This is a genomic window from Bradyrhizobium sp. SOJA106 (assembly GCF_059448745.1).
In genome coordinates, this window is sequence record NZ_CM182549.1 from 260,569 (window position 1) to 284,846 (window position 24,278).

Here is a 24,278-nt window from a genome sequence, read left to right on the forward strand (position 1 = left end):
CGGTGCGAAAGGTAGGCTCGTGTCCCGGACGCGTTGCAGCGCCATAGCGCTGCTGCGCAGAGCCGGGATCCAGCTCTTTGTTCGCGCGGCTGGATAGGCCCCGGCTCAGCAGCGCACCGCAACGGCGCGCTGCGCTGCGTCCGGGGCACGAGAGGGTGCTTACGCCGATTTCCTGTTCTGCCGGTTCTTGACGAGGTCGTCGACCACGGCGGGATCGGCCAAGGTCGAGGTGTCGCCCAGGCTGCCCGGCTCGTCCTCGGCGATCTTGCGCAGGATGCGGCGCATGATCTTGCCGGAGCGGGTCTTGGGCAGGCTGGGGGCGAACTGGATCTGGTCGGGCGAGGCGATCGGGCCGATCTCCTTGCGCACCCAGGTGACGAGCTCCTTGCGCAGATCGTCGGTCGGCTCGACGCCGGCCATCAGGGTGACATAGGCGTAGATGCCCTGACCCTTGATGTCGTGCGGGAAGCCGACCACGGCGGCCTCCGAGACCTTCTCATGCGCGACCAGCGCGCTCTCGACTTCCGCCGTGCCCATACGATGGCCGGAGACGTTGATGACGTCGTCGACGCGGCCGGTGATCCAGTAATAGCCGTCGGCGTCGCGGCGGCAGCCGTCGCCCGTAAAATACTTGCCCTTGTAGGTCGAGAAATAGGTCTGCTCGAAGCGGGCGTGGTCGCCATAGACCGTGCGCATCTGCCCCGGCCAGGAGCGCGTCAGGCAGAGATTGCCGGTGGTCTCGCCTTCCAGCACCTTGCCATCGGCATCGACGATTTCGGGAACGACGCCGAAGAACGGCTGCGTCGCCGAGCCCGGCTTCAGCTTGGTTGCGCCCGGCAGCGGCGTGATCAGGATGCCGCCGGTCTCGGTCTGCCACCAGGTGTCGACGATCGGGCAGCGGTCGTCGCCGACGACGTGATAATACCACTCCCAGGCTTCGGGATTGATGGGCTCGCCGACCGAGCCGAGCAGGCGCAGGCTCGCGCGAGAGGTCTTCTTCACGGGCTCGTCACCCGACTGCATCAGGGCGCGGATCGCGGTCGGCGCGGTATAGAATATGTTGACCTTGTGCTTGTCGATGACGTTCCAGAACCTGGAATTATCCGGATAATTCGGCACGCCTTCGAACATCAGCGTGGTCGCGCCGTTGGCCAGCGGTCCGTACAAAATGTAGCTGTGGCCGGTGACCCAGCCGACGTCGGCGGTGCACCAGTAGATGTCGCCGTCGTGATAGTCGAAGACGTATTGATGGGTCATCGAGGCGAACACGAGATAGCCGCCCGTGGTGTGTAACACGCCCTTGGGCTGGCCGGTCGAGCCTGACGTGTAGAGGATGAACAGCGGATCCTCGGCATGCATGTGCTCGGCCGGGCATTCCGTCGTCACCATCTTGGCGGCGTCGTGATACCAGAGATCACGGGACGGATTCATCTCGACCTGACCGCCGGTGCGCTTCACCACGACGACCCAGTCGACGCCGTCGGCCTTGGTGAGCGCCGCATCGACATTGGCCTTGAGCGGCACCTTCTTGCCGCCGCGCAGGCCTTCGTCGGCGGTGATGATGACCTTGGACTTGCAGTCGTTGATGCGCTGGGCGAGGCTGTCAGGCGAGAAGCCCGCGAACACCACCGAGTGGATCGCGCCGATCCGCGCGCAGGCCAGCATCGCGTAGGCCGCCTCCGGGATCATCGGCAGATAGATGGTGACGCGGTCGCCTTTCTTGACATTGCGGGTGCGCAGGATGTTCGCCATCCGGCAGACCTCGTCATGCAGCTCCTTGTAGGTGATGTGCCGGGATTGCGAGGGATCGTCGCCTTCCCAGATGATTGCGGTCTGGTTGGCGCGCTTGGCGAGGTGCCGGTCGATGCAGTTATGCGCGACGTTGAGGATGCCGTCTTCGAACCATTTAATCGAGATGTTGCCGGGCGCGAAGGAGACGTTCTCGATTCTGGTCGGAGCCTTCATCCAGTCGATGCGCTTGGCCTGCTCCGCCCAGAATGCGTTCGGGTCCGAGATCGAGCGGGCGTACATCTCCTTGTACTTGACCTGGTCGATCCAGGCGCGCTTGGCCCACTCCGCCGGGACGTCGTAAATCTTCTCGGGCATGTTTCCCTCCACCTACGCCAAGTCGAACGCATGCGACTGGCAAGCTGACCTGATCGTTGAATCGATTATGCGTCGGGCTAACCGCCCCCGACAAGCAGCACAAGCTGGACCTTCGGCGAGCGGCCCGCCATGCGGCGCATCAAGCTGCGCAGGCCCGTTGTCGCAAATCTGAAACAGACCGAAGCGGCGAGCTTTCGGGTCTTTGACCCAAATCTCCGGAACAGGCCCGTGCAGGGCGCCCATGCGCCGCCGGAGGTATTTAGCAACCGTCTCTCACTGATTCGGGACTCGCAATACGGTTTGGAACACCCTAAGTGGCTAACCCGGGTCCGGAAGAGACCCTCAGGGAACAAAAATCAGAACAGCGGCATTGAACGACATCAAACAGGGTCAAGGCATAACACTATGATGGATCAGCAGAATCTCGGGACGATGCGGCCCGCTTCAGCCGATCCTGCCGCTATTGCACTGGCCAAGGCCCTCGGACAATGGCCGAAACCGGCCGGCTCCACCCGCCCCAGCCCGGAAAAGATCTTCAACACAGCGCCTGCGGCGACGACGGTCGAGGCCCTCGCCAAGGAGCTGGGCCTGCGGCTCGGCGACCAGAACGAGCTGACCATCCGCCGCGTCAGGCGCGGCAAGGGCTATTCCTTCGTCCGTCCCAACGGCGCCCATATCCGCGACGCACGCACCATCCGCCGGCTGCACGCCATGGCGGTGCCGCCGGCCTATCGCGAGGTGCGCTACTCCGCGGACCCGAACTCTCATCTCCAGGCAGTGGGACGCGATGCCGCGGGGCGGCTGCAATATCGCTATCACGCCGACTGGGAGAAGGTCCGCGAGCACCGCAAGGCGCATCGCCTGGAAAAGCTCGTCGGCGCGCTGCCAAAGATCCGGCGCAAGGTTTCGGCGTTCCTGTCGGGCGAGGAGCCGACGCGCGAATTCGCGCTCTCGGCCGTGATCGAGCTGATCGCGCGCACCGCAATTCGCCCTGGCAACGAATCCTACGCCCGCCTCAATGGCACCCGCGGCGCCACCACATTGCTGAAATCCAACGTCACGTTGGAAGACGATTCCTTCGTGCTGACCTTCAAGGCGAAGGGCGGCAAGGCGGTGCGCAAGGAGTGCGACGCGGCCAAGCTGGTCCGCGCCATCGGCGTCCTGCGCGGCGTCCCGGGAAAACGCATGTTCCAGTATCGCGATGCCTACGGCGTCGTACGCGCGGTCAACACCACGCAGGTGAACGCGTTTCTGCGCGAGATCGCCGGCATCAAGATCTCGCTGAAGGATTTTCGCACGCTGATGGCCTCCGCCGTCGTCGTGGAATCGCTGTCGCGGATCACGCCGGCGACCAGCCAGCGCGGCCGCAAGAAGCAGGTGCTGGACGCGATCCGCGCCGCCGCCGACCAGCTCTCCAACACGCCGGCGATCTGCCGCAAGAGCTACGTCCACGACACCATCGTCACGGCCTTCGAGGAGGGCATCCTGGAGCGTTTTGCGGCGACGATGAAAGGCCAGCGGTCGCAGGCGCGGCGCGAGCAGCTGCTGGCGCAGGTGGTCGCGACCGCGGCGGTGTAACGACACTGCCGGGTGGGCAAAAGCGCAAAGCGCCGCGCCCATCTCTCCATGGTCGCGAAGATGCGTGGGCCCGCCCTGCGAGAGCTATGCCTTGGTAGAAACACCCATGTCCGGGCCGGGATCGCCGCCCGCGGCCGCGGTGGTGAGTCGTCCCAGATAGTGCGCCCATCCCGTCGCGTGCGCGGCCGCCTGCTCCTCGGTCGGCAGGCCGCTATGGGTCATGCGCAGCAGGGTGCCGCCGTCGCGTTCGATCAGGTCGATCTCGATCAAGCTCGAGCCGGGCGGCACTTCCTGTCCGCCCTCCCAGCCGAAAGTGTAGGCGAGACGATGCACCGGCACGACCTCGCGGAAGGCGCCGCGGCCGACGCCGCCGCGCGGGCCGATGCCCTTGAGCAGATAGAGCCCGCCGGGATGCGGCTCGGTGGTCGCATCGGAGCCCATCCAGCTCAGGATCTTCTCGGGATCGGTGAGATAGGCAAAGACGGTGGCGCGGGGGGCGGCGATCTGGGTCTCGCGTCGCACTACGAAGGATTCGGTCATCGGCGATCATCCCTTTGCTGAGGGGCAGATGGCGGCGCCAAAGCGGCCCGTCAAGGATTGCCCGTGACAAGGACCGCCCGCATTCGCCATCATCGGACCATGCAGCTCTCCCCGACCCTCGCCTGGCTCGTCGACGCCGCCTCGGACAGTCCCGGGGCCGACCGCCTGCTGGCGGAACTCGGCGCGCATCTGGTCGCCGACGGGGTGCCGCTTGCGGCCGGCAGCCTGACGCTGGAGGTGCCGCATCCCTTGATCGCGAAACGGACCTGGCTATGGCGTGCCGACAGCGGCCGGGTGATCGAAGCGCTCGGCTTTGCACCCGGCGGCCTGTTGCCCGACCCGCCCCACGATGCCGGTCGCCGCTGGCTGCGCGACATCGCGGCCGGCGAGGTGCACGAAGACGTCGTTGGACGGCAAGACGGGCCATCGCTCGGCTGGATCGGGCCGCGGCCGTTCACATCAGGCGAAATCGCGCAATTGCGCGAAGCAGCGCGGTTCGCCGCGACGCCGCTTGCCGTGCTCGCCGCCCGCGCCACCTTGCGTGCGACGCTCGAGGCCTATCTCGGCAAGCGCAGCGCGGCGCGTGTGCTGACGGCGCCGCTGCGGCGCGATCTCGGCGAGACCATTCAGGCGGCGCTGCTCTATGCGGATCTGCGCGACTTCACGCGCCTGTCGGAGATCACACCACCCGCCGATGTCATCGCGGCGCTCGACGCCTGGTTCGACCGCATCGCCGGTGCGGTCCATGCCTTCGGCGGCGAGGTGCTGAAATTCATCGGCGACGGTGTGCTCGCGATCTTTCCGGTGCTCGAGGCCTCACCCCGCCATGCCTGCGATGCGGCGCTGCGTGCCGCAGGCGCGGCCGAGGCCGGGATGGCATATCTCAACGCGGAGCGCAGCGCGCAAGGACTGCCGCCGCTGTCGTTCGGCGCCGCGCTTCATCTCGGCGAGATGCTGTGGGGCAATATCGGCGCCGCCAATCGGCTCGACTTCACGGCGATCGGTCCCGCCGTCAATCTCGCAAGCCGGCTCGAAGGATTGTGCAAGCCGCTGGGCCGGACCGTGCTGGTGTCGGGAGCGCTTGCTGCGCAGACGGACATGCCTCTGATCGCGCTCGGACTGCACAAGCTGCGCGGCATTGCCTCGCCATGCGAGGTGCTCGCACTGCCGGAGACGCAAGCGCCGACTTCGGAGCGCTTATAGCCCGCCCATCTTGCAGACCAGCTTCCACTCCTCCGCCGTTACCGGCTGCACCGACAGGCGCGAATATTTCACCAGCGCCATGTTTGCGAGCTTCTTCTCGGCCTTGATCGCGGCCATCGTGACCGGGGTCTTCAGGGGCTTGTCGGCCTTGATGTCGACGCAGACGAATTTCTCGGTCTTGTCGGTCGGGTCTGGGTAGGCCTCCTTGATGATCTCGGCGATGCCGACGATCTCCTTGCCCTCGTTGGAATGATAGAAGAACGCCTTGTCGCCCTTCTTCATGTTCACGAGGTTCTGGCGCGCTGTGTAATTGCGCACGCCGGTCCAGGCCTCGCCCTTGGCGCCCTTCGCCACCTGCTGGTCCCAGGACCACACCGAGGGCTCGGATTTCACCAGCCAGTACGCCATGTTCATTCCTCTGCCTTGAAGGGACGCGTCAACAATCCGGATATCGCCGCGTCGATCGTGCTTCGGCCGCTCAGGATCGAAGCGACCGCTTCTGATACCGGTATCTCGATGTTTTGCGAAGCTGCGAGTTCGATCAGTACCGGCGCGGTGAACTCACCCTCGGCAAGCTTGCCGGCGGGCGGCTGCTCGCCGCGGCCGAGTGCGAGGCCCAGAGCAAAATTGCGCGATTGCAGGCTCGCGCAGGTGAGGATCAGATCGCCGAGGCCGGACAGGCCGGTCAGCGTCTCGCTGCGCGCGCCGAGCGCGCGGCCGAGACGCGTCAGCTCGGCAAAGCCGCGGGTCGTCAGCGCAGCCTGCGCCGAGGCGCCGAGCTTGCGCCCGACCGCGATGCCGACGGCGATCGCCAGCACGTTCTTGGCCGCGCCACCGATCTCGACGCCGCGGATGTCGGTGGAGTGATAGGGGCGGAATGTCGGGGAGCCCAGCGCCTGCACAAGCTCGCTCGCCAGCGCCTCATCCTTCGCCGCCAGCGTCACCGCCGTCGGCAGGCCGCGCGCGACGTCGTCGGCAAAGCTCGGGCCCGACAGGATCGCGGGCTGCGCCTGCGGCGCGGCTTCCGCAATCACATCGGTCATGAATTTGTGGGTGCCATGCTCGATGCCCTTGGCACAGGCGACGATCGGCAGGGGCTTTGCGAGATGCGAGGCCAGTATGTTGACCGCACCGCGCAGATGCTGCGCCGGGGTCGCGATCAGCAGCATGTCGGCGCGTGCGGCGAGCGCCAGGTCGCTCGTCACCACAATCTCCGGCGCGATCCGCACGCCCGGCAGCCGCGGATTGTCGCGCGTCGATGCGATCCGAGTGGCGTGCTCGGCATTGCGCGCCCACAGCGTCACGTTCCGCCCTGCCCGCGCAGCCACTGTCGCCAGCGCCGTGCCCCAGGCACCCGCCCCGATCACCGCGACGGACCGGAATGCGGTCATGGCTCAATCTCTCCACTTCCTCTCCCGGCTTGCGGAGGCGCGACGAGCTTCGCTCGCGCTGAGAGGGTGGGGGTGAGGGGGAGTCTCCGCGGGGACGGTGACAGAGAGACTTGCGGAGAGCCCCCCTCGCGTGGATTGCAGCCGCGATGCAACGTAGCCGAAGCTTTGCTTCGGCGTCTCTTAAGGACGGCCGCCGAAGGCGGCCTATGCTCTCCCCGCAAGCGGGGCGAGGTGAAGGGGAGCTCATTGCAGCACCACATCATTCAATATCCCGCCCGCGTCTTGCCGTAACCCGCTGGCGCCGTGGCGTTGGCGTCCAGCAGCCAGCGTGCGCGCGGCTGCGCTTCCATCGTGTCGGTCAGGCCGAGCGCGAGACGTTCGGCGCCGGCCCAGGCGATCATCGCGCCGTTGTCGGTGCAGAGCGCGGGCGGCGGCATGATCAGCTGCGTTCCGGCCTGCCGCGCGACGTCGTCCAGCGCGCCGCGGATCGCCTGATTGGCGGCGACGCCGCCCGCCGCCACCAGCGCATGCGGCGCGCCGAACTGTTCGCGGAAGAGTTTTAGGCCAACGCTCAAGCGGTCGGCGGTCGAATCGAGCACGGCGGCCTGGAAGCTGGCGCAGAGATCGCTGATATCTTGCGGCGTGATTTCGGTGAGCCGGCTCGCTTCGGTACGCACTGCGGTCTTCAACCCCGATAGCGAGAAATTGGCGTCGGGGCGCCCCTGCATCGGCCGCGGGAACACGAAGCGCGCGGCATCGCCGCTTGCCGCCGCGCGCTCGACCTGCGGGCCGCCCGGATAGGGCAGGCCCAGCATCTTCGCGACTTTGTCGAAGGCCTCGCCGATCGCATCATCCACTGTGGTGCCGAGCCGTACATACTGGCCGACGCCGGTGACCGCGACGATCTGGGTGTGGCCGCCGGAGGCGAGGAAGAGGCAGTAGGGAAATTCGATTCCGTTGGTGAGGCGCGGCGTCAGCGCATGCGCCTCCAGATGATTCACCGCGATCAGCGGCGTGTCGTGCACCATCGCGATCGCCTTCGCCGTGGTAAGCCCGACGATGACACCGCCGATCAGTCCGGGTCCCGCGGCGGCGGCGACGCCGTTGAGCTCGGCGAAGCCGATGCCGGCCTCTCCCATGGCGCGTTCGATGATGCCGTCGAGCAGGTCGACATGCGCGCGGGCGGCGATCTCCGGCACCACGCCGCCGAAGCGGGCGTGCTCCTCGACCTGCGACCGCACGATGTTGGACAGGATCCTGCCGGCACCGTCAGGCGCGCGCTCGATCACGGCCGCGGCGGTCTCGTCGCAGGTGGTTTCGATGCCCAATACCAGCATTGGCGAATTGTTATCCAATTTGCGCCCTTGCGCTCATCCGGAAAGCGGAGTTCTGGTAACGCGGTAGCATTCCGGGGTCGGCTTGCGCAATCGTCACGCGCGGCCGTTCTCGTCAATGCGTCGTGCCCGGGAACACCAGCGATGTCCATTCTTGTCACACGGCCGCATCCTGACAATGAGGCGACCGCGGACAGTTTGCGCGCGCGGGGCCATGCAGTGCTGCTCGCGCCGGTGCTCAAGTTCGAGCCGGTCGCCTTCCATGACGAGAGCGAGGCGGGCTATGGCGCCATCATCGTGACGTCAGCAAATGCGATCCGCGCCGTCGCGCCGCAGTTGCGCGATCTCGGGCTTTTGGAGCTGCCGCTGTTTGCCGTCGGCGAGCATACGGCCGCGGTTGCGCGGGAGACCGGCTTCACGAATGTGATCGTCGCCAGCGGCGATGCCGTTTCCTTGCGCGACAAGGTGATGCAGAGCGCGCGCGAGAAGCTGCTAGAGGCAAAAAGCACGCTGCTCTATCTCGCGGGTGCGGATCTGTCGCGCGATCTCGGCGGCGAGCTCGGTGCGGAAGGATTCAGCGTGGTGACGCAGACGACCTATCGCATGGTGCCGGTCAAAATTCTTCCGCGCGATGTCTGCGACGGATTCGCGGCTCAAGGAATCGAGGCGGTGCTGCATTACTCCCGGCGCAGCGCGAGGGCCTTCCTGGATGCGGCACGGGGCGAAGGCGTTGAAATTTCGGCGCTGGCGATCCCGCAATGCTGCCTGTCCGAGAACGTGGCCGCCGTGCTGCGCGAGGCCGGCGCATCGCAGGTTCTGGTGGCCGCAACACCGGACGAAAATGCCTTATTTGATACCTTGGAGCGTGCTTTGAGGACCCGTTTGGCGTAAGAGGTCGGGCCGAATCCGACGCAATCGGGTCCGCTCTGGCATGGAAGTGTGAGGAACCGTCACGATGGCCGACGACAAGCCTGAAGACACAGGATTGGCCCCCGAGCCCGGCCGTGCCAAGCGCACTCCGCCGACCATCGACCTCGAGGCGACCGACGTCTCGACGCAACCGCAGGAGCCGGCAGGTGAGCCTGAAGCTCAGCCGGCGCCGGAGCACGCCGAGCCCGAGCATGCAAAATCCGGGCCCGCCGCTGCGGCGCCGGAGCACGTCGAGGAGCCGGCCGCGGCCGCTCGCCCCTCGCCGCCGATTTCGCCCTGGGTCATTGCGCCGTTCGCCGGCGCCGTTGCCGCCGCGCTCGTGATCGCGGTCGGCTGGCTGCTGGGCTGGCCCGCCGTGCAGGCGCCGCCAGCCGCGCCGCAAGTGACGAGCGCGACCGTCGATGCGCTCGCCGGTCGTGTCGCCGCGGTCGAAGCCAGGGCGGGCAAGCCCGCCGCCGATCCGGCCCTGGTGGCGCGGATCGACGCGCTCGAAAAATCCGCAAGCGCGTTGCGCAGCGACATCGCCAATCTGCGTGCGCAGTCCGACAAAACCGCGAGCGCTCTGAATGATGCCAAATCTGCACCGAGCATTGCCGCGCCCGATCTTGCCGCTCTCAGCGATCGCGTCGCGCAACTCGAGCGCGCCAGCAGGACCGAGAGGGCCGAGCTCGCGCAGCAGGGCGAGAAGATCGCCGATGCCAAGTCGATGGACGACAAGCCGTTGCGTCATGTGGTGGCCGCGGCCCTGCTCGACGTCGCCGTTCGTCATGGCGATCCCTATCAGTCGCAATTGGCCGCGGCGCGGTCGTTCGCAGCCAAGCCCGACACGCTGAAGCCGCTCGAAGCGTTTGCGGCGAGCGGCATCCCGACGCCGGTCGCGCTGAGCCGCGAGCTGCTCAACATCGTGCCGAAGCTCTCGCCGCCGCCCGAGGCGCCGGCCGCCGGAGCCGGCATCGTCGAACGTCTCCAGGCGGGAGCGTCGAAGCTCGTCCGCATCGAGCGGACCGACGGGGTTGGCAATGATCGCGGCGCGATCGTTGCGCGGGTCACGGCCGCGGCGCTCCGCAACGATTTCGTCGAGGCGCGGCGCGAGCTGAAGACGCTGGCGGAGGCCGATCGTGCGCCGGCGCAGGCCTGGCTCGACAAGGCCGATGCGCGCGAGGCTGCGCTCGCCGCCTCACGCAAATTCGCTGACGACGCCATGGCGGATCTCGCCAAGCCTGCTCAATAAGGTTCGCGCAACAATCAGCGCGTATAGGGATCGCCATGCTTCGCATCGTCCTCTTCCTTGTCCTGATTGCGCTGGCGGCGGCCGGCGCGGCCTGGGTTGCCGATCAGCCCGGCGATCTCGTCCTGACCGCGGGCGGTTTCCGCGCCTCGACGACGTTGCCGAGATTCGTGTTTCTGCTTGGGGTGTTCGCCGCGGCCGTCGTGCTGGTCTGGAGCATCGTGACGATGATCTGGCGCGCGCCCGGACGTCTGCGCCGCCGCCGCCGTGAGAAGCGCCACGCGCGCGGCCGCCACGCCATCACCCACGGCCTACTCGCGATCGGCCATGGCGACATCGGGCTTGCGCGCCGTCACGCCGAATCTGCGCGACGCCTTGCCCCGAACGATCCGCTGGCGCTGCTGCTGCACGCGCAGTCGGCTCAGCTCGAAGGCAATCGCGACGAGGCCCAGCGTGTCTTCCGCGCCATGGCCGAGCGTGAGGATACCCGCCTGCTCGGCCTGCGCGGCCTGTTCATCGAGGCGCAGCGTGCCGACGATGCGGCCGGCGCCGTGATGATCGCGGAGGAAGCGATCAAACTGTCGCCGTCCTCGACCTGGGCCTCGCATGCGGTGCTCGGTTTCCGCTGCGCGCGGGGGGACTGGAGCGGTGCGCTCGCGATCCTCGATTCCAATCTGGCCGCGGGCCTGATCGACAAGCCGGCCTATCGCCGCCAGCGCGGCGTGCTGCTCACCGCACGCGCGCTGGAGCTCGAGACCATGGACCGCGACGTCGCGCGCGAGAGCGTAATGGAGGCGGTCAAGCTCGCGCCGACTTTGGTCCCGGCCGCCGTTCTTGCCGCGAAATTCGAGAGCGAGGCGCATCAGGTGCGCCGTGCGATGAAGCTAGTCGAGGCCGCCTGGCTCGCCAATCCGCACCCCGATCTCGCCGACGCCTATGCGCATGTGAAGCTCGGCGATTCCGCCCGGCAGCGTTTGCAACGGGTCGAGACGCTCGCGGCCAAGACATCCGCCGAGAAGCCCGGCCATGTCGAGGGCCAGCTCGCGATCGCGCGTGCCGCAATCGATGCGTCCGAATTCGCGAGGGCGCGCGAGGTGCTGGCGCCTTACGTCAACGATCCGACCCAGCGCGTCGCGCTGCTGATGGCCGAGATCGAGCGCGCCGAGCATGGCGACAGCGGCCGGGCCCGCGCCTGGACCCTGCGCGCGGTGCGTGCCCGCCACGATCCGGCCTGGACCGCGGATGGCTATGTCAGCGACCGCTGGCGCCCGGTCTCCCCGGTCACCGGCCGGCTCGATGCCTTCCAGTGGCAGACGCCGGTCGCGAGCCTTCCTTCGGACAAGGGCACCACGATCGAATCGTCGGCCTTCGAGGAGGCCATGCTGGCTGCCCCGCCGCCGAAGCGGGTGACGGCGGCGCCGACCGAAATGCCGGTGGATCCGCCCGTGTCCGCGCCGGCCGCGCAGGACAATTCGCCTCCCGAGGCCAAGGACGTCGTCAAAGAGCCCATCACGGAAGCTCCTAATGAGGCTTCCGAGGACGTCGCCAAGGAGGAGCCGGCGGTCGCGCCCGCCGAGCCGGTCAAACCGGCCCTCGAGACCGCCGAATCATCGCCCGTTGCGGCAACACCGGTGTTCCGGACCCGGGCGGACCTCGGCAAGCCTGGGTCCGCGCCGATCCAGGCCGTCATCCCGATCGTCCGCGCCCCCGATGATCCCGGGATCGATGACGAGGCTCCGAGCGATGAATTTACGGAACAAATCGGCACGCCCAAGGGCCACGCCAAGGCCCAGGCTGGCGGCTGGCGCGGATTCTGGTCCCGCTGGGGCGCGTGAGGCGCATTTCGCCTCCCGCTTGTCCTTGCCAATTCAAGCCATGCCCGATATCAGGAGCGCGCGTATCGGGGCCGGCATCGCCGAGATCCCGGCAGGGTTCGCCGCAATAGCTCAGTCGGTAGAGCACGTCATTCGTAATGACGGGGTCGGGGGTTCGAATCCCTCTTGCGGCACCAGCCTTCGAATTGTCCAGCCCGGACACATAGGTAACAGAACGTACCTGAGACATGGGTGACAACCTCGTGCCGAGCGGGTTGTCGCGGCTTGCAGGGTCACTTGCTCCACGCATTCATGGCAGGGCGCTCAATCCATCAGATCGCTGTCAGCGCATTGCCGAAAGGAACGCGGCACGCATGAGCGCGCGTCGCGTGCGGCGCCAGCTTGGTGACGTCTATCACATAACCTTGCACCCCGCCTCCCGTAGTGTCCGCGTCACGCAAACACGGGGAGATTTCACATGCGCAAGATCATTCTGGTTGCCGCCATGGTGCTGGCCTCCGCATCTGCCCATGCCGCCGACCGCAGCCTGTCGCTGTCATCGGCAACCGGGCAGACCTCCGCTCCGCAGGCCGCCGCGACCACGGCGACCCAGGTGAGCGAAGTCGCACCGGCTGCGGAGGCCCCGAAATATATCGACCGTCCGCCGGCAGTTGTGGCCCCTGCGCCCGCTGCGGCGACCGCTCCGGTCACGACCACGACGGCCTCAGCGCCGGTCGCGACGACCAAGCCTGCCAAGACCGCAAGGGCGGAGAAGCCGAAGCGCAAACGCGAATGGACCGAGCGCCGCATCATCAGCGAGCTGCATCGCCACGGCATTTACTGGTAGACGATCGCTCGCTCCAAAAAGCAAATGGCCGGGCAAGAGCCCGGCCATGACGTTTTGAGAGAGTGTTTCGATCGAGCTTACTGCGAAACCGTCTGCACCACGCTCGAGATCGGACGCAGGGTCGTGCTGGCGGTCGGCACCTTCAGGTCCTTCATCAGCGCCTCGTCATATTCCGGCAGCGTCTGAAGCGTCGTCTTGGCCTTGATCTGCACGACCTTGTAGCCGCCGGCCTTCAGCCGCGCGAGCAGCGCCGGCAGCGCTTCGCCGGTGTGCTTCTGGAAATCGTGCATCAGGATGATGCCCTTGCCGAGCTTGTCGAGCCTGTTCATCACCGTCTCGATGATCTTCTCCGGCGTCGCGCCCTTCCGGAAATCGAAGGAGTCGATATCGGTGGAGAACATCGCGACGTTGCGGGTGCCGAAATAGCTCACGATCGCCGGGTTGTGCTGAAGCTGCGGGAAGCGGAAGAACGGCGCGGGGTTGGCACCGAGCGCGAATTTCACCGCGCTGATGCCTTTTTCGACCTCGTCCTTGGCCATCTGCTCGGTCATCTTCTTGCCGTTCAGATTGACGTGCGACCAAGTGTGTGTGCCGACCGTGTGGCCCTGGGCCAGAACCTGGCGCAGGATTTCCGGATGATAGGTCGCATGCTTGCCGACCGAGAAGAACAGGCCCTTGGTGCATTCATCCGCGAGCGCCTTCAGCACCGCGGGGGTGTTCACCGGCCAGGGACCGTCGTCGAAAGTCAGCACGACCTCCTTGTCGGTGAGGAAGTCGAACTGCTTGAAATGATCGAAGCCGAAGCCGGGGCCGCCGGTGGTGTCGATCTCGACCACGCGGGAGACCCCGAGCGCGTTCGGATTGGCGCAGGCCTGCTTCGGCTGCACCGGCATGATCGGTGCAGGCGCAGGCGCGGGTGCCTGGGCAAATGCCGTCGGCTTGACCGCGATCGTGGCGGTGGTCTCGACGTCGTCTCTGGCGGCGAGCTTCGCCGGTGCCGGGAGCGGATCGGCGGCACGGGCGGCAACTGTCTTGGGAGCGCCCTGGTCGGCGCGCGTGGAATAATAAAACCAACCGCCGGCGGCGATGACGACCGCGGCAACTACACTGGCCAGCATCAGGCCCAACGCATTACGCATCGCTACTCTTTCCAATTACGCAACCAAACCGGCGGAATCCCCCGCGCGACGAGCCATTAATGCGAAGGAACAGTTAACGTGACACCAACACGACAGCGGATGCGGAGGAATTTCAGCCGGGTGCGCCAAAGTGACCGATGTCACAGAGGCTGGCCTGCCCGTGACCGTCATCACAGTGGAAACTGTTTTGCCGGAGCATCGTAGGTCCCATCAACAACCGGCCCGCTGTCCGCGGTGCCAATGGGAGCTTCAAATGACCAAGTCCTTTTCGGCCAAGATCCGCGACGCCAGCCTGGCGCTGGGCTTTGCCGCGATCGTCTCCATCACGTCTGCGACCTCGAGCTTCGCCTTCTCGTCCGAGGCGCAGCAGATGTGCACCGGCGATGCCTTCCGCCTCTGCTCGGCGGAAATCCCCAACATCCCGAAGATCACCGCGTGCATGATGAAGCATCGCTCCGACCTGAGCGCCGGCTGCCGCGCGGTGATGGACAAGGACCTCGCCAAGGACGCCTCACGCAAGGTCGCTGACGCCCAGGACAGTCAGTAAGAGAGCCCGCAACGCCGCAAGCGTTGCGATGCCCGAGCTCCCTGTATGCCGTGCCCCGGCGTCAAGCCGGGGTACACGCGGCAGCGCCAATCAACCTATAAGCTCAGCCTGCCAATAAAGCCGTTGCGGCTGAGGGGTCGTCGCACTAGCTTCGCCGCACTTTGTTCCGGGTTGAGGCATTACGCGATGACCAGATTTCTTCTCACTGTTTCTTTGATCCTGTGCGCATCGGCTGCGTCCGCGCAGCAGCAGCCCGGGCATGATGCCTGCGCGCGTGATGTCAGCCGTCACTGCCGCGCCGTGATGAACAATGGCGATGGTGCCGTGCTCGCCTGCCTCAAGCAGAACCGCTCCCGCCTCAGCAAGGCCTGCGACAAGGTACTGACCGACCACGGGCAGTGACTGTCGTTCCGGATTCGCGCTTGACGGCGCGTCCCGAGATCTACGTGCTGCTCCCCGCCGCGGTCGCGACCACCGGCAGCACTTCCTTGCTTGCGCGGTCCGGCGTCTCTTCCTTCCAGCGTACCGAGCCGAACGGCCGCTCCAGCATGCGGCGGACGCGCACCGGCTCGGGGCCGATGTGGAAATCGATCGCCTGCTGATGCAGCGCGCGTTCGGACAGGGTCGCGCGGTTGCGCTGGCGCAAATAGTCGAACCAGGTCGGGCAGTGATAGCGCTCGGTCCACAATTCGGGATCGGCGATGTCACGCGCGATCGACCAGCCATAGGCGCCGTTACGCTGGCGCGAGAGCTGCACGTCCTGCATGACGTTGTGGAAGGCGCGCGCATTCTCCTGGGACACGCGATATTCGATCTCGACCACCAGCGGTCCGCTGCGCCCGGTGATCGACAGCTTCACCTCGGGGTCGGCCAGCACGTCGGCATCCTCGTTGCGGGCGCCGACGCGCGGCATCGTGAGCCAGATCCCGAGCAGCGGCGAGACCAGCATCAGGCCGGCGGCAACCAGCAGCGCGACCTCGACGCCGGCATAGTCGGTGAGATGGCCCCAGCCCCAGGCGCCGATCGCGATGCCGCCGGAGATCGAGGCCTGGAACGCCGCGAGCGAGCGGCCCGCGACCCAGCGCGGCGCCGAGAGCTGTACGCCGATGTTGAACAGCGCGACCGCCGCCATCCAGACTGCGCCAGCGAGCACCAGCGCCGTGGCCGTCAGCACCGGCTCCGTGCTCACGGCAAGCGCGGCCATCGCGAACGCCATCGAGATGGTGCAGGCGCGGATCGCAGCCTCGCCGCTCATGCGCTTGCGCAGCTCGTGGATGTTGAGCGCGCCGACGACCGCGCCCATGCCGAAGGCGCCGAGCATGATGCCGTAGGTCTGCGCGCCGCCATGCAAGAGGTCGCGCGCGACCAGCGGCATCAACGCCATGACGGCGCCGCCGATCAGGCCCATCACCAATGTGCGCAGCAGCACGATCTTGATCGGCGGCGAATTGGTGATGTAGCGGAAGCCGGACACCATGGCGCGGTTGAGCTTCTCGCGCGGCAGTCGCGACGGCTCGACCACGCGCCGCCAGAGCAGCAGTACCACCAGCAGCGGCAGATAGAGGATCGCGTTGCAGGCGAACGCCGCCACCGCGCCGAGCGCCGCGACGATGACGCCGCCGACCGCGGGGCCGAAGCTGCGCGCGATGTTGTAGCTGATGCCGTTCAGCGCGACCGCCGACGGCAATGCCTCGGGCGGCACCTGCTCGCTGACCGAGGATTGCCAGGCCGGTCCGAACAGCGCGTTGCCGCTGCCGACGACGAAGCAGAAGGCAAGCAGCGTCTCGGGCGTGATCAGCTTGAGCCCGGCCAGCATCGTCAGCGCGGACGCGCCGGTCAGCGCGATCGCGAGCGAGACCAGGGTGACGATGCGGCGGTCGTACATGTCGGCGATCGCGCCGGCCGGCATCGAGATCAGCATGATCGGCAGCATCAAGGCGGTCTGCACCAGCGCCACCTGGTCGGCCGACGCTGCCATCTGCGTCATCGCCCAGGCCGCGCCCACGCCCTGGATCAACAGGCCGAGATTGGAGAGCAGGCTGGCGAGCCAGATGCGCCGGAACACGGTGTAGCGCAGCGGCGCGGTAATGCCGTCGGCCGCAATTTTCTGACGGTTCGGCTGCTCGGTCATATCCCCTTCCATATGGGCTGGCAGACGTGGTCTTGGATGATTTCGGCAAGACCAGTGATGCCCGCGAAAGTCCTTCGCTGTCCAGTGGTTAGGCCGGTATAAGCGGTGCAAGACTGAAGGTTTCGCCGGGAGGAACAGATGAAGCTATCGCGACGAACAATCCTGCAAGGGGTGGGCGGCCTGCCTTTCGCGGTTGCGAGCTTGCGGATGGGGGCGCTGGCCCAGACCGCGCCCGTGGCGCAGAACGTCGAGGTGCCGCCAATCCTGTTCGTCCATGGCAATGGCGACTACGACGCGCTCTGGATGACGACGCTGTGGCGGATGGAATCGAACGGCATCGCGCGCGATCGCATGATGGCGATCAATTTCACCGATCCCCTGGCGCGCAGCGACGACAAGGTCGAGCAGGCCGGCCGCTCCTCGACCGAAGACCAGCGCCGCGAGCTAGCCGCCGCCATCGCAGACCTGAAGCACCGGACTGGCGCGGCGCGCGTGGCACTGGTCGGCAGCTCGCGCGGCGGCAATGCGATCCGCAACGTCATCAAAAGCGGCGGCGTCGGCGGTGTCAGCCATGCCGTGCTGTGCGGCACGCCCAATCACGGCGTGTTCGCAACCGACGATCAGCCCAACAACGAGTTCAACGGCCGTGGCCCGTTTTTGCGTGGCCTGAACGAGGGCGACAGCGAGGTGACGCCGGGCGTTGCCTTCCTCACCTTGCGCAGCGACGGCATGGACAAATATGCGCAAGCCGACGGCCGCTTCATCGGAAAGCCCGGCACGCCGACCAATGTTACCAACGAGGGGCCGGAGCTGAAGGGCGCCACCAATCTCGTGCTCGGCGCGCTCGACCATCGCGAGGTGGCGTTCCATCCGCGCGCTTTCCGCGAGATCTATAAATTCATCGCGGGACGCGAGCCGACGCGGATCGCGATCGTGCCGGAGCCGAGCGTCAGGCTGAGCGGCCTCGTGACGGGCACGCCGGGCGGCGTGCCGACCAATCGTCCGGTCGTGGGTGCAACCGTCGATGTCTTCCGCGTCGATCCCCAAACCGGTGAGCGTAGTGGCAACGCGGTGCTCAGCGCGAAGACCGGAACGGACGGCCGCTGGGGCGTGGCGCAGGTCGATCCGTCATGGTCGCTCGAATTCGTCCTGACCTCGCCGGAGGCGCCGACGACACACATCTACCGCTCGCCTTTCCCGCGCTCGTCCGATGTCGTGCACCTCAGGCCCGGGCGCCCGCTCGGCCCGGCAGACAAGGATGCCGGCGCGGTCGTGATCATGTCGCGTCCGCGCGGCTATTTCGGCCTGCCGCGGGACGTGGTGCTGTTCGACGGCAAGGAGCCAGCCGACGTCAAGCCGGGCGTGCCCACGGATGCGGCAGCAACCTTGCGTCTTCCGGCCAGCGAGGTTGGGCGTAACATCGTGGCCCAATTTGGCGAAGAACGGATTGTGGCACGGCTCTGGCCTGCCGCCGAGAACAGGATTGCGATTGCCGAGCTGACTTACTAGCTATTTACCTGCGCCATATCTCTCGGGAGGGAGCCATGAACATCGCCAGCGTGCGTCGGCCCATCGTCCCTCCGGCACCGCCGCGTGCGCCCGACGAGATGTCGTTCCTCGGCCGGGTCGCCGTGATCAGGCGCAACATGATCGCAACCTGGGGCCAGCGCGCCTATGAGGAAGAGGTCATCAAGGGCCGCTTCTTTCTCCGCAACAGTTTCATCCTGAACCAGCCGGATGCGATCCGGCACGTGCTGCTCAGCAATTATGAGAATTACACGCGCACGCCGGCCGGCATCCGCATGCTGCGCCCCGTGCTCGGCGACGGCCTGCTGATCGCGGAAGGCCATTCCTGGACGTTTCAGCGCCGCACGCTTGCGCCGGCCTTCACGCCGCGCGCGACTGCGAACCTCGTTCCGCACATGACCGCGGTGCTCGATGAGACCATCGCCAAGCTCGATACCCGCACGGGCGAGCCGGTCGATCTGCGCGAGATCATGCAGCGCATGACGCTCGAAATCGCCGGGCGCACGATGTTCTCGTTCGGGATGGATCGGCACGGGCCGACGTTGCGCAACTTCGTCATGGAATACGCCGATCGGCTGGGACGGCCCTATTTCCTCGATATGGTGCTGCCGGTGTCCTGGCCGACCCCGATGGATCTTGCCCGCGCCCGCTTCCGTAAGCGCTGGACCGAATTCGTCGCCATGCTGATCGCCGAGCGGCGCGCCGCGGGCAAGAAGGCGGACGCGCCGCCGCGCGACCTGTTCGATCTCATGGACGCCGCGCGCGATCCCGAAACCGGCAAGGGCTTTTCCGACGAGCAGCTCGTTGACGAGGTCGCGACCATGATCCTCGCCGGTCACGAGACCACCGCGACCGCGCTGTTCTGGGCGCTGTATCTGCTCGCGCTCGATCCGGAGACGCAGGAGGAGGTGGCGCTCGAGACGCGCGGCGAGCACCTCGACAGCATGGCCGACATCGATCGCCAGAAATTCACGCGCGCGGTGATCGAGGAGACGATGCGGCTCTATCCGCCCGCCTTCCTGGTCGCGCGGGCCGCGCGCGACAAGGATAATGCAGCCGGCGTCGAGATCGGCAAGGGCGACATCATCATGATCGCGCCCTGGCTGCTGCACCGGCACGAGAAGCTGTGGGACCAGCCGAATGCGTTCATTCCCAAACGCTTCATGTCGGCGGAGGCGCCCGATCGCTTCGCCTATCTGCCGTTCGGCGCGGGACCGCGCGTCTGCGTCGGCGCGCCGTTCGCGCAGGCCGAATCCGTGCTGGCGCTGGCGCGCCTGATCGGCGCCTTCCGGGTCGAGCTCGTCGATACGACCAATCCCGTGATTCCGCTCGGCGTCGTCACGACCCAGCCGGACCACTCACCCATGTTCCGCATCACGCGTCGTTGACAGGCGATGGCTTGGCCGACGGCGTGATCCAAGAAAGATAGAGTTGCGCCATGAGCGACATCCAGGCCCAGTTCTCCGTTCTGAAGCAGACCGCCGATCCCGCCGTCGTCGAGGCCATCGCGCAGCTGATCGCCAGCGGTCACGATCGCGATCTCAACCGCATCAATGCGCTGGATTTCGCCAACCGTACCGGGCTCGATCAGGAGAAGGTCATTTCCGGATTCCTGCATGCCTCGCGGCTCGGCTTGTTCGACATGAGTTGGAACGTGCTGTGTCCCGGCTGCGGAGGGGTTCTGGGTGCACACACGACACTGAAGTCACTGAAGCACGAAGACTACAACTGCGCGCTCTGCGCGGCTGGATACGAGGCGTCCGTCGACGAGATGGTCGAAGTGGCTTTCACCGTCAGCCCGCAGGTCCGCCGCATCGGTGCTCACGATCCCGACACGTTGCCGATCTGGGAATATGTGCGGCAGATGTTCTGGAGCTCCGGCGTCGACATCAACGAAGAATCGTTCTCGCGCCTGATCAACGAAGCGACACTCGAAGCACTCGAATTGCCTGCAGGCGAAAAGGCGATCCTCTCGCTGAATCTGCCGAGCCAGTTCATCATCGTCTTCGAGCCGGTCACACATTCTGCGCATTTCCTGGACGTCCAGGGCGAGCCGACGAGCGAACGTCAGCAGCTTTCGATCATGTTCAACAAGCTGGAGGCGCCGACCGGGACCACCGTGATGCGTCCCGGGCCGTTGCGGCTCACGCTCGAGAATCAATCGGGCAATCGCGTGCTGCCCTCGGTCTGGATTGCCGCCGACGCGCTGCACGAGATGATCGGCAAGCGCAAGCCGATCCTGACCGCCAAGCGGATGCTGTCCAACCAGACGTTCCGCGACGTCTTCAAGGCCGACAATCTCAATGTCGACCAGCGCTTGAAGATCACGTCACTGACGTTCCTGTTCACCGACCTGAAAGGGTCGACGGCGCTGTACGAGCGGGTCGGCGATCTCAGCGCCTTCGACCTCGTCCGTGCGCACTTCCGCGCGCTGCTGGAGATCATTGCCGCCGAGAAGGGCGCTGTCGTGAAGACGATCGGCGATGCCGTCATGGCAACCTTCGTCAGGCCTGAGCACGCGATCACCGCGGGACTGCGCATGCGCGCGGCGATGGACGAGCTCAACACGCAGCGCGGCGCCAACGACCTCGTTCTCAAGATCGGAATCCATGAAGGACCGTGCCTCGCGGTGATGCTGAACGAGCGGCAGGATTATTTCGGCCAGACCGTCAACATCGCCGCACGCGTGCAGAGCCTGTCGACCGCGCAGGAGATCCACATCACCGGCCCGGTGCTCGATGCCCCCGCGGTCGCCGAGGTGCTGGAGCGGCGCGCGATCAAGCCGATCCAGAAGCAGGCCGCGCTGCGCGGCATCGCCGACAAGATGGTGGTGTACGAGATACCGTGAGGGATCATCCGTCATTCCGGGATGGCCCGTAGGCCAGACCCGGAATCCTGAAATTGTAGCGCGAGATTCCGGGTTCGCGCCGCGCGCGCCCCGGAATGACAGCGAACGGATTGCCGAAACGTAATGCGGCGCGCGGAACTGACGCACATTGCGCCGGTTGAGTTTCCCGATCATATAATGCTGGTAAAGGCCGCGCTTGTTGCGGCGTCATCGAATTCGGTAGGACCTTATATGCTTGACGGCCTGCGCCAATTCATCGCCGACATCGTCGCCCCGCACGACCAGAATCGCACCTTCGACGACAGCGATTATCGCCTGGCCGCGACCGCGCTGCTGGTCCACGTGGTCTCACTGGACGGCCAGCCGACGGCGGCCGAGCAGCGCAAGCTGCACAGCCTGATTGAAAGCCATTTCGGGCTCGATCGCGGCACCGCGGACCGGCTGATCGCGGATGCGACCCAGGTCGAGGGCGAGGCGGTCGATCTCTATCATTTCACCAGTGTCATCATGCGCTCGCTCGACGAAGAGGGCCGCAAGCGCATCGTCCGGATGATGTGGGAGCTGGTCTATGCGGACGGCCAGGTCACCGAGTTCGAGGACAACGTCGTCTGGCGCGCCTCCGACCTGCTCGGGGTATCCCAGCGCGACCGCATCGAGCTGAAGCATGCCATCGCCGAGCGCGCTGTTGGCCAAAACGGCGGTCAGGTCAAGGACGACGCGATCGGCGGCTGAGCCGTTTCGGCCCCGCCGCCTCCCGGTTGTACCGAGCACATGACGAAACTTTAATGTAACCGCGCCGCGCCGGGGCCGGATTCACCTGCAAATTCCGCGGCTTTCCTGCACTCCCGTCGCCGGTTCAAGCAGCCATGCTGCCGGCGCCGCTTGCCTGTCACGTACGGCCTATGCTCTCGTTCCGCCATTGCGGGGCCAAAACACTTCAATTCAAGAGACGTCGATCGTGACTGAGCGGGTAACGTTGATCACCGGTGCCTCGGCGGGAATAGGCACGGAGCTGGCGCGCGTGTTCGCCGCCAACGGCCACCGCCTTGCATTGACGGCGCGGCGGGCGGACCGGCTCGAGGCGCTCGCGGACGAGCTGTCCTCGAAATACGGCAAGAAGCCGATTGTGATCGTCTGCGATCTCCAGGACGCCGACGCCGGCGAGAGGATCGCCGCGGCACTTGCGGCCGAGGGTGTCGAGCTCGATCATCTCGTCAACAATGCCGGCTTCGGCGTGTTTGGCGATGCCGTCGAGCGCGACCGCGATGAGCAGGTCGGCATCGTCGATGTCAATGTCCGCGCTTTGACCGATTTGTCGCTGCGCTTCGCCGATCAGTTGATCAGGAACAAGGGTGGCCTGCTCAATGTCGGATCGGTCGCCGGCTTCCTGCCCGGCCCTGGCATGGCCGTCTACTACGCGTCCAAGGCGTATGTGATTTCCCTCACCGAGGCGCTGCGAGCGGAGCTCGCGCCGCGCGGCGTTCGCGTCACCGTGCTTTGCCCGGGTCCGGTGCCGACCGAATTCCAGGCACGCGCCGGCGTCGGCACCGGACATGATACGGCCCTGCTCAACGTGTCGGCCAGTGAGGTCGCACGTGAGGCCTATCGCGGTCTGATGGCCAACAAACGGGCAGTGCTGCCTGGCCTCGGCATCAAGATCGTGCCGATCGCGCTGCGATTCTTCCCGCGCGCCTTCATCCTGTTCGCCACCAGCCGGTTTCAGCGGCAGCGGCATTAGATTTGCTGTTTTGACGCGTTTTCTTCGCGCGAACCGGTGTCCACTTCGCTCGAAAACGCTTTGAGCGCCCCCGTACTGGCCCGGAGCTTGCTTTAATCTCAAGGCGCGTGTGCGCGAACTCACACGATGTTAACCTTCGCTTAGCTATGCTGGCGAACTGGATCCGATAGCACTCGCAGAGGCCATGTCGTTCCGGACGGACAGGTTTGGTGGCGCAGAACTGGTGCCCTTCCGAAACAGGGCGTCGCGTGCCGCCGCCTCCGAACTCCGATTGCCGGTGCTGATCGTCCTGCATCAGGAATCCTCGACACCCGGCCGCGTCGGCAATGCGCTGCGCGCGCTCGGCCACCGCCTCGACATCCGCCGTCCCCGGTTCGGCGATCCCTTGCCCGAAACGCTCGACCGGCATGCCGGCGCCGTGATCTTCGGCGGCCCGATGAGCGCCAATGATTCCGACGACTACATCCGCCGCGAGATCGACTGGATTGAAATTCCGCTCCGAGAACAGCGGCCGTTCCTCGGCATTTGCCTCGGTGCGCAGATGCTGGCGATGCAGCTCGGTGCCCGCGTCGCGCCGCATGCGCAGGCGCTGACCCAGATCGGTTACTATCCGATCCGACCGACCGCTGCGGGTCGGGCGCTCTGCCCGGACTGGCCGGCGCAGGTCTATCACTGGCATCGCGAAGGCTTCGAATTGCCGCGAGGCGCCGAATTGCTGGCGGAAGGCGATGATTTTCCGATCCAGGCGTTCCGCGCCGGCAATGCCTTCGGTGTCCAGTTCCACCCCGACGTGACTTACGCGATGATGCATTGCTGGACCACGCGCGGCTATGACGGCCTCAGCGCGCCCGGCGCGCGCGAGCGGCATCATCATTTCGCGGATCGTGCCGTGTATGACGTAGCTGAACGCGCCTGGCTTGATCATTTCATCGACGGCTGGCTGGCGCGTCGGCCGCTGCTGGCGCAAGCCGCCGAGTGATCGCGCCTTCGGTGAGCGACAAGATCGCGATCATTACGCTCAATCGTCCCGATCACATGAACGCCTGGGCGCCGATCATGGCGCGCGATGTGCGCTACGCGTAACCTGAGTGGTTTGGATATTTTCGGAGATCGTTGATGGCTGAGACAGCCCGTCTTTCTTCGCCCTTCGGGCTACGCCGCGGCAGCCTTCGCTACGATAGGGCTTGCCGAGCCGAAGCAGGCGCAGCCTGCGAAGGCTGGTGGAGCCAGGCGGGATCGAACCGCCGACCTCGTCATTGCGAACGACGCGCTCTCCCAGCTGAGCTATGGCCCCTTTGCTGGCCGCTCTGGTAAACGCGGCCGACAACCGGGCGCCATTTAAGTCCCCGCCAAGGTCAAGTCAAGGACGCGTGTAAC

At 66.2% G+C, this 24,278-nt stretch carries 21 protein-coding genes, 2 tRNA genes and 1 pseudogene; 16 read left to right on the forward strand and 8 right to left on the reverse strand.

Annotated features, from left to right (window positions below; genetic code table 11):
- Window positions 1-159 precede the first annotated feature (159 nt).
- Window positions 160-2,106, reverse strand: coding sequence for an acetate--CoA ligase (gene acs / locus AC5V87_RS01245; RefSeq protein ID WP_495369756.1), 1,947 nt, complete (start codon window positions 2,104-2,106; stop codon window positions 160-162).
- 405 nt (window positions 2,107-2,511) lie between these two features.
- On the opposite strand from acs, the gene AC5V87_RS01250 reads away from it, so the two are divergent.
- Complete coding sequence (locus AC5V87_RS01250; RefSeq protein ID WP_495369757.1) at window positions 2,512-3,684, forward strand: DNA topoisomerase IB; 1,173 nt, start codon at window positions 2,512-2,514, stop codon at window positions 3,682-3,684.
- Window positions 3,685-3,768: 84 nt separating this feature from the next.
- Here AC5V87_RS01250 and AC5V87_RS01255 read toward each other — a convergent pair whose 3' ends face one another.
- Entirely contained in the window at window positions 3,769-4,224 is a 456-nt protein-coding gene (locus AC5V87_RS01255) for an SRPBCC family protein (RefSeq protein WP_235542021.1), read from the reverse strand.
- Window positions 4,225-4,323: 99 nt separating this feature from the next.
- Here AC5V87_RS01255 and AC5V87_RS01260 point away from each other — a divergent pair, with 99 nt between their 5' ends.
- Window positions 4,324-5,427 carry an adenylate/guanylate cyclase domain-containing protein gene (locus tag AC5V87_RS01260; protein ID WP_456843497.1) on the forward strand — a complete coding sequence of 368 codons (1,104 nt, stop codon included), beginning with the start codon at window positions 4,324-4,326 and terminating at the stop codon, window positions 5,425-5,427.
- On the opposite strand, the gene AC5V87_RS01265 is transcribed toward AC5V87_RS01260, so the two are convergent.
- The 3 genes from AC5V87_RS01265 to tsaD all read right to left on the reverse strand — a co-directional run bounded on the left by AC5V87_RS01265 (window position 5,422) and on the right by tsaD (window position 8,155).
- Complete coding sequence (locus tag AC5V87_RS01265) at window positions 5,422-5,835, reverse strand: EVE domain-containing protein (protein WP_456841789.1); 414 nt, start codon at window positions 5,833-5,835, stop codon at window positions 5,422-5,424. The two genes, AC5V87_RS01260 and AC5V87_RS01265, sit on opposite strands and share 6 nt — an antisense overlap.
- 2 nt (window positions 5,836-5,837) lie before the next feature.
- Entirely contained in the window at window positions 5,838-6,818 is a 981-nt protein-coding gene (locus tag AC5V87_RS01270) for an NAD(P)H-dependent glycerol-3-phosphate dehydrogenase (protein WP_456841790.1), read from the reverse strand.
- Window positions 6,819-7,081: 263 nt separating this feature from the next.
- The gene (gene tsaD / locus AC5V87_RS01275) at window positions 7,082-8,155 is read right to left on the reverse strand and encodes a tRNA (adenosine(37)-N6)-threonylcarbamoyltransferase complex transferase subunit TsaD (protein WP_495369758.1); all 1,074 of its coding nucleotides are present in this window, start codon (window positions 8,153-8,155) and stop codon (window positions 7,082-7,084) included.
- A gap of 141 nt (window positions 8,156-8,296) precedes the next feature.
- Between tsaD and AC5V87_RS01280 the strand changes: the two genes are divergently transcribed.
- The 5 genes from AC5V87_RS01280 to AC5V87_RS01300 all read left to right on the forward strand — a co-directional run bounded on the left by AC5V87_RS01280 (window position 8,297) and on the right by AC5V87_RS01300 (window position 12,971).
- Window positions 8,297-9,043 (forward strand): uroporphyrinogen-III synthase, encoded by a 747-nt coding sequence (locus AC5V87_RS01280; RefSeq protein ID WP_456841792.1) that lies wholly within the window; start codon window positions 8,297-8,299, stop codon window positions 9,041-9,043.
- Window positions 9,044-9,107: 64 nt separating this feature from the next.
- On the forward strand, window positions 9,108-10,313 hold the full coding sequence (locus AC5V87_RS01285) for a COG4223 family protein (RefSeq protein ID WP_495369759.1): 1,206 nt from the start codon (window positions 9,108-9,110) through the stop codon (window positions 10,311-10,313).
- A 35-nt stretch (window positions 10,314-10,348) separates the two neighbouring features.
- Window positions 10,349-12,145 carry a heme biosynthesis protein HemY gene (locus AC5V87_RS01290; RefSeq protein WP_495369760.1) on the forward strand — a complete coding sequence of 599 codons (1,797 nt, stop codon included), beginning with the start codon at window positions 10,349-10,351 and terminating at the stop codon, window positions 12,143-12,145.
- Between the two features lie 100 nt (window positions 12,146-12,245).
- Window positions 12,246-12,321: transfer RNA gene (locus tag AC5V87_RS01295), tRNA-Thr, on the forward strand.
- A 281-nt stretch (window positions 12,322-12,602) separates the two neighbouring features.
- Window positions 12,603-12,971 carry a hypothetical protein gene (locus AC5V87_RS01300; protein WP_456841795.1) on the forward strand — a complete coding sequence of 123 codons (369 nt, stop codon included), beginning with the start codon at window positions 12,603-12,605 and terminating at the stop codon, window positions 12,969-12,971.
- A 77-nt stretch (window positions 12,972-13,048) separates the two neighbouring features.
- Here AC5V87_RS01300 and AC5V87_RS01305 read toward each other — a convergent pair whose 3' ends face one another.
- Window positions 13,049-14,110 (reverse strand): polysaccharide deacetylase family protein, encoded by a 1,062-nt coding sequence (locus AC5V87_RS01305; RefSeq protein ID WP_495369761.1) that lies wholly within the window; start codon window positions 14,108-14,110, stop codon window positions 13,049-13,051.
- Window positions 14,111-14,363: 253 nt separating this feature from the next.
- On the opposite strand from AC5V87_RS01305, the gene AC5V87_RS01310 reads away from it, so the two are divergent.
- Together AC5V87_RS01310 and AC5V87_RS01315 are read left to right on the forward strand one after the other, a co-directional pair.
- Entirely contained in the window at window positions 14,364-14,657 is a 294-nt protein-coding gene (locus tag AC5V87_RS01310) for a hypothetical protein (protein WP_495369762.1), read from the forward strand.
- Window positions 14,658-14,843: 186 nt separating this feature from the next.
- Entirely contained in the window at window positions 14,844-15,059 is a 216-nt protein-coding gene (locus AC5V87_RS01315) for a cysteine rich repeat-containing protein (RefSeq protein ID WP_495369763.1), read from the forward strand.
- A gap of 40 nt (window positions 15,060-15,099) precedes the next feature.
- On the opposite strand, the gene AC5V87_RS01320 is transcribed toward AC5V87_RS01315, so the two are convergent.
- Window positions 15,100-16,788, reverse strand: a complete 1,689-nt coding sequence (locus AC5V87_RS01320; RefSeq protein WP_456841799.1) for an MFS transporter — start codon at window positions 16,786-16,788, stop codon at window positions 15,100-15,102.
- Window positions 16,789-16,926: 138 nt separating this feature from the next.
- Between AC5V87_RS01320 and AC5V87_RS01325 the strand changes: the two genes are divergently transcribed.
- The 7 genes and pseudogenes from AC5V87_RS01325 to AC5V87_RS01355 form a co-directional block, all read left to right on the forward strand.
- On the forward strand, window positions 16,927-18,297 hold the full coding sequence (locus AC5V87_RS01325) for a hydrolase (protein WP_495369764.1): 1,371 nt from the start codon (window positions 16,927-16,929) through the stop codon (window positions 18,295-18,297).
- Window positions 18,298-18,332: 35 nt separating this feature from the next.
- Entirely contained in the window at window positions 18,333-19,703 is a 1,371-nt protein-coding gene (locus AC5V87_RS01330) for a cytochrome P450 (protein WP_495369765.1), read from the forward strand.
- Between the two features lie 50 nt (window positions 19,704-19,753).
- A complete protein-coding gene (locus AC5V87_RS01335) occupies window positions 19,754-21,163 on the forward strand; it encodes an adenylate/guanylate cyclase domain-containing protein (protein ID WP_495369766.1) in 1,410 nt (469 codons plus the stop codon).
- 231 nt (window positions 21,164-21,394) lie between these two features.
- Window positions 21,395-21,895 (forward strand): tellurite resistance TerB family protein, encoded by a 501-nt coding sequence (locus AC5V87_RS01340; protein WP_495369767.1) that lies wholly within the window; start codon window positions 21,395-21,397, stop codon window positions 21,893-21,895.
- Window positions 21,896-22,121: 226 nt separating this feature from the next.
- On the forward strand, window positions 22,122-22,901 hold the full coding sequence (locus tag AC5V87_RS01345; RefSeq protein ID WP_495369768.1) for an SDR family NAD(P)-dependent oxidoreductase: 780 nt from the start codon (window positions 22,122-22,124) through the stop codon (window positions 22,899-22,901).
- Between the two features lie 184 nt (window positions 22,902-23,085).
- Window positions 23,086-23,880 carry a glutamine amidotransferase gene (locus tag AC5V87_RS01350; protein ID WP_456841804.1) on the forward strand — a complete coding sequence of 265 codons (795 nt, stop codon included), beginning with the start codon at window positions 23,086-23,088 and terminating at the stop codon, window positions 23,878-23,880.
- Window positions 23,877-23,981 (forward strand): annotated as a pseudogene (locus tag AC5V87_RS01355) (enoyl-CoA hydratase); the annotation flags it as partial. The gene AC5V87_RS01350 and the pseudogene AC5V87_RS01355, both read left to right, overlap by 4 nt.
- A gap of 138 nt (window positions 23,982-24,119) precedes the next feature.
- Here the strand turns inward: AC5V87_RS01355 and AC5V87_RS01360 are convergent.
- Window positions 24,120-24,195, reverse strand: a tRNA-Ala gene (locus AC5V87_RS01360).
- Window positions 24,196-24,278 lie beyond the last annotated feature (83 nt).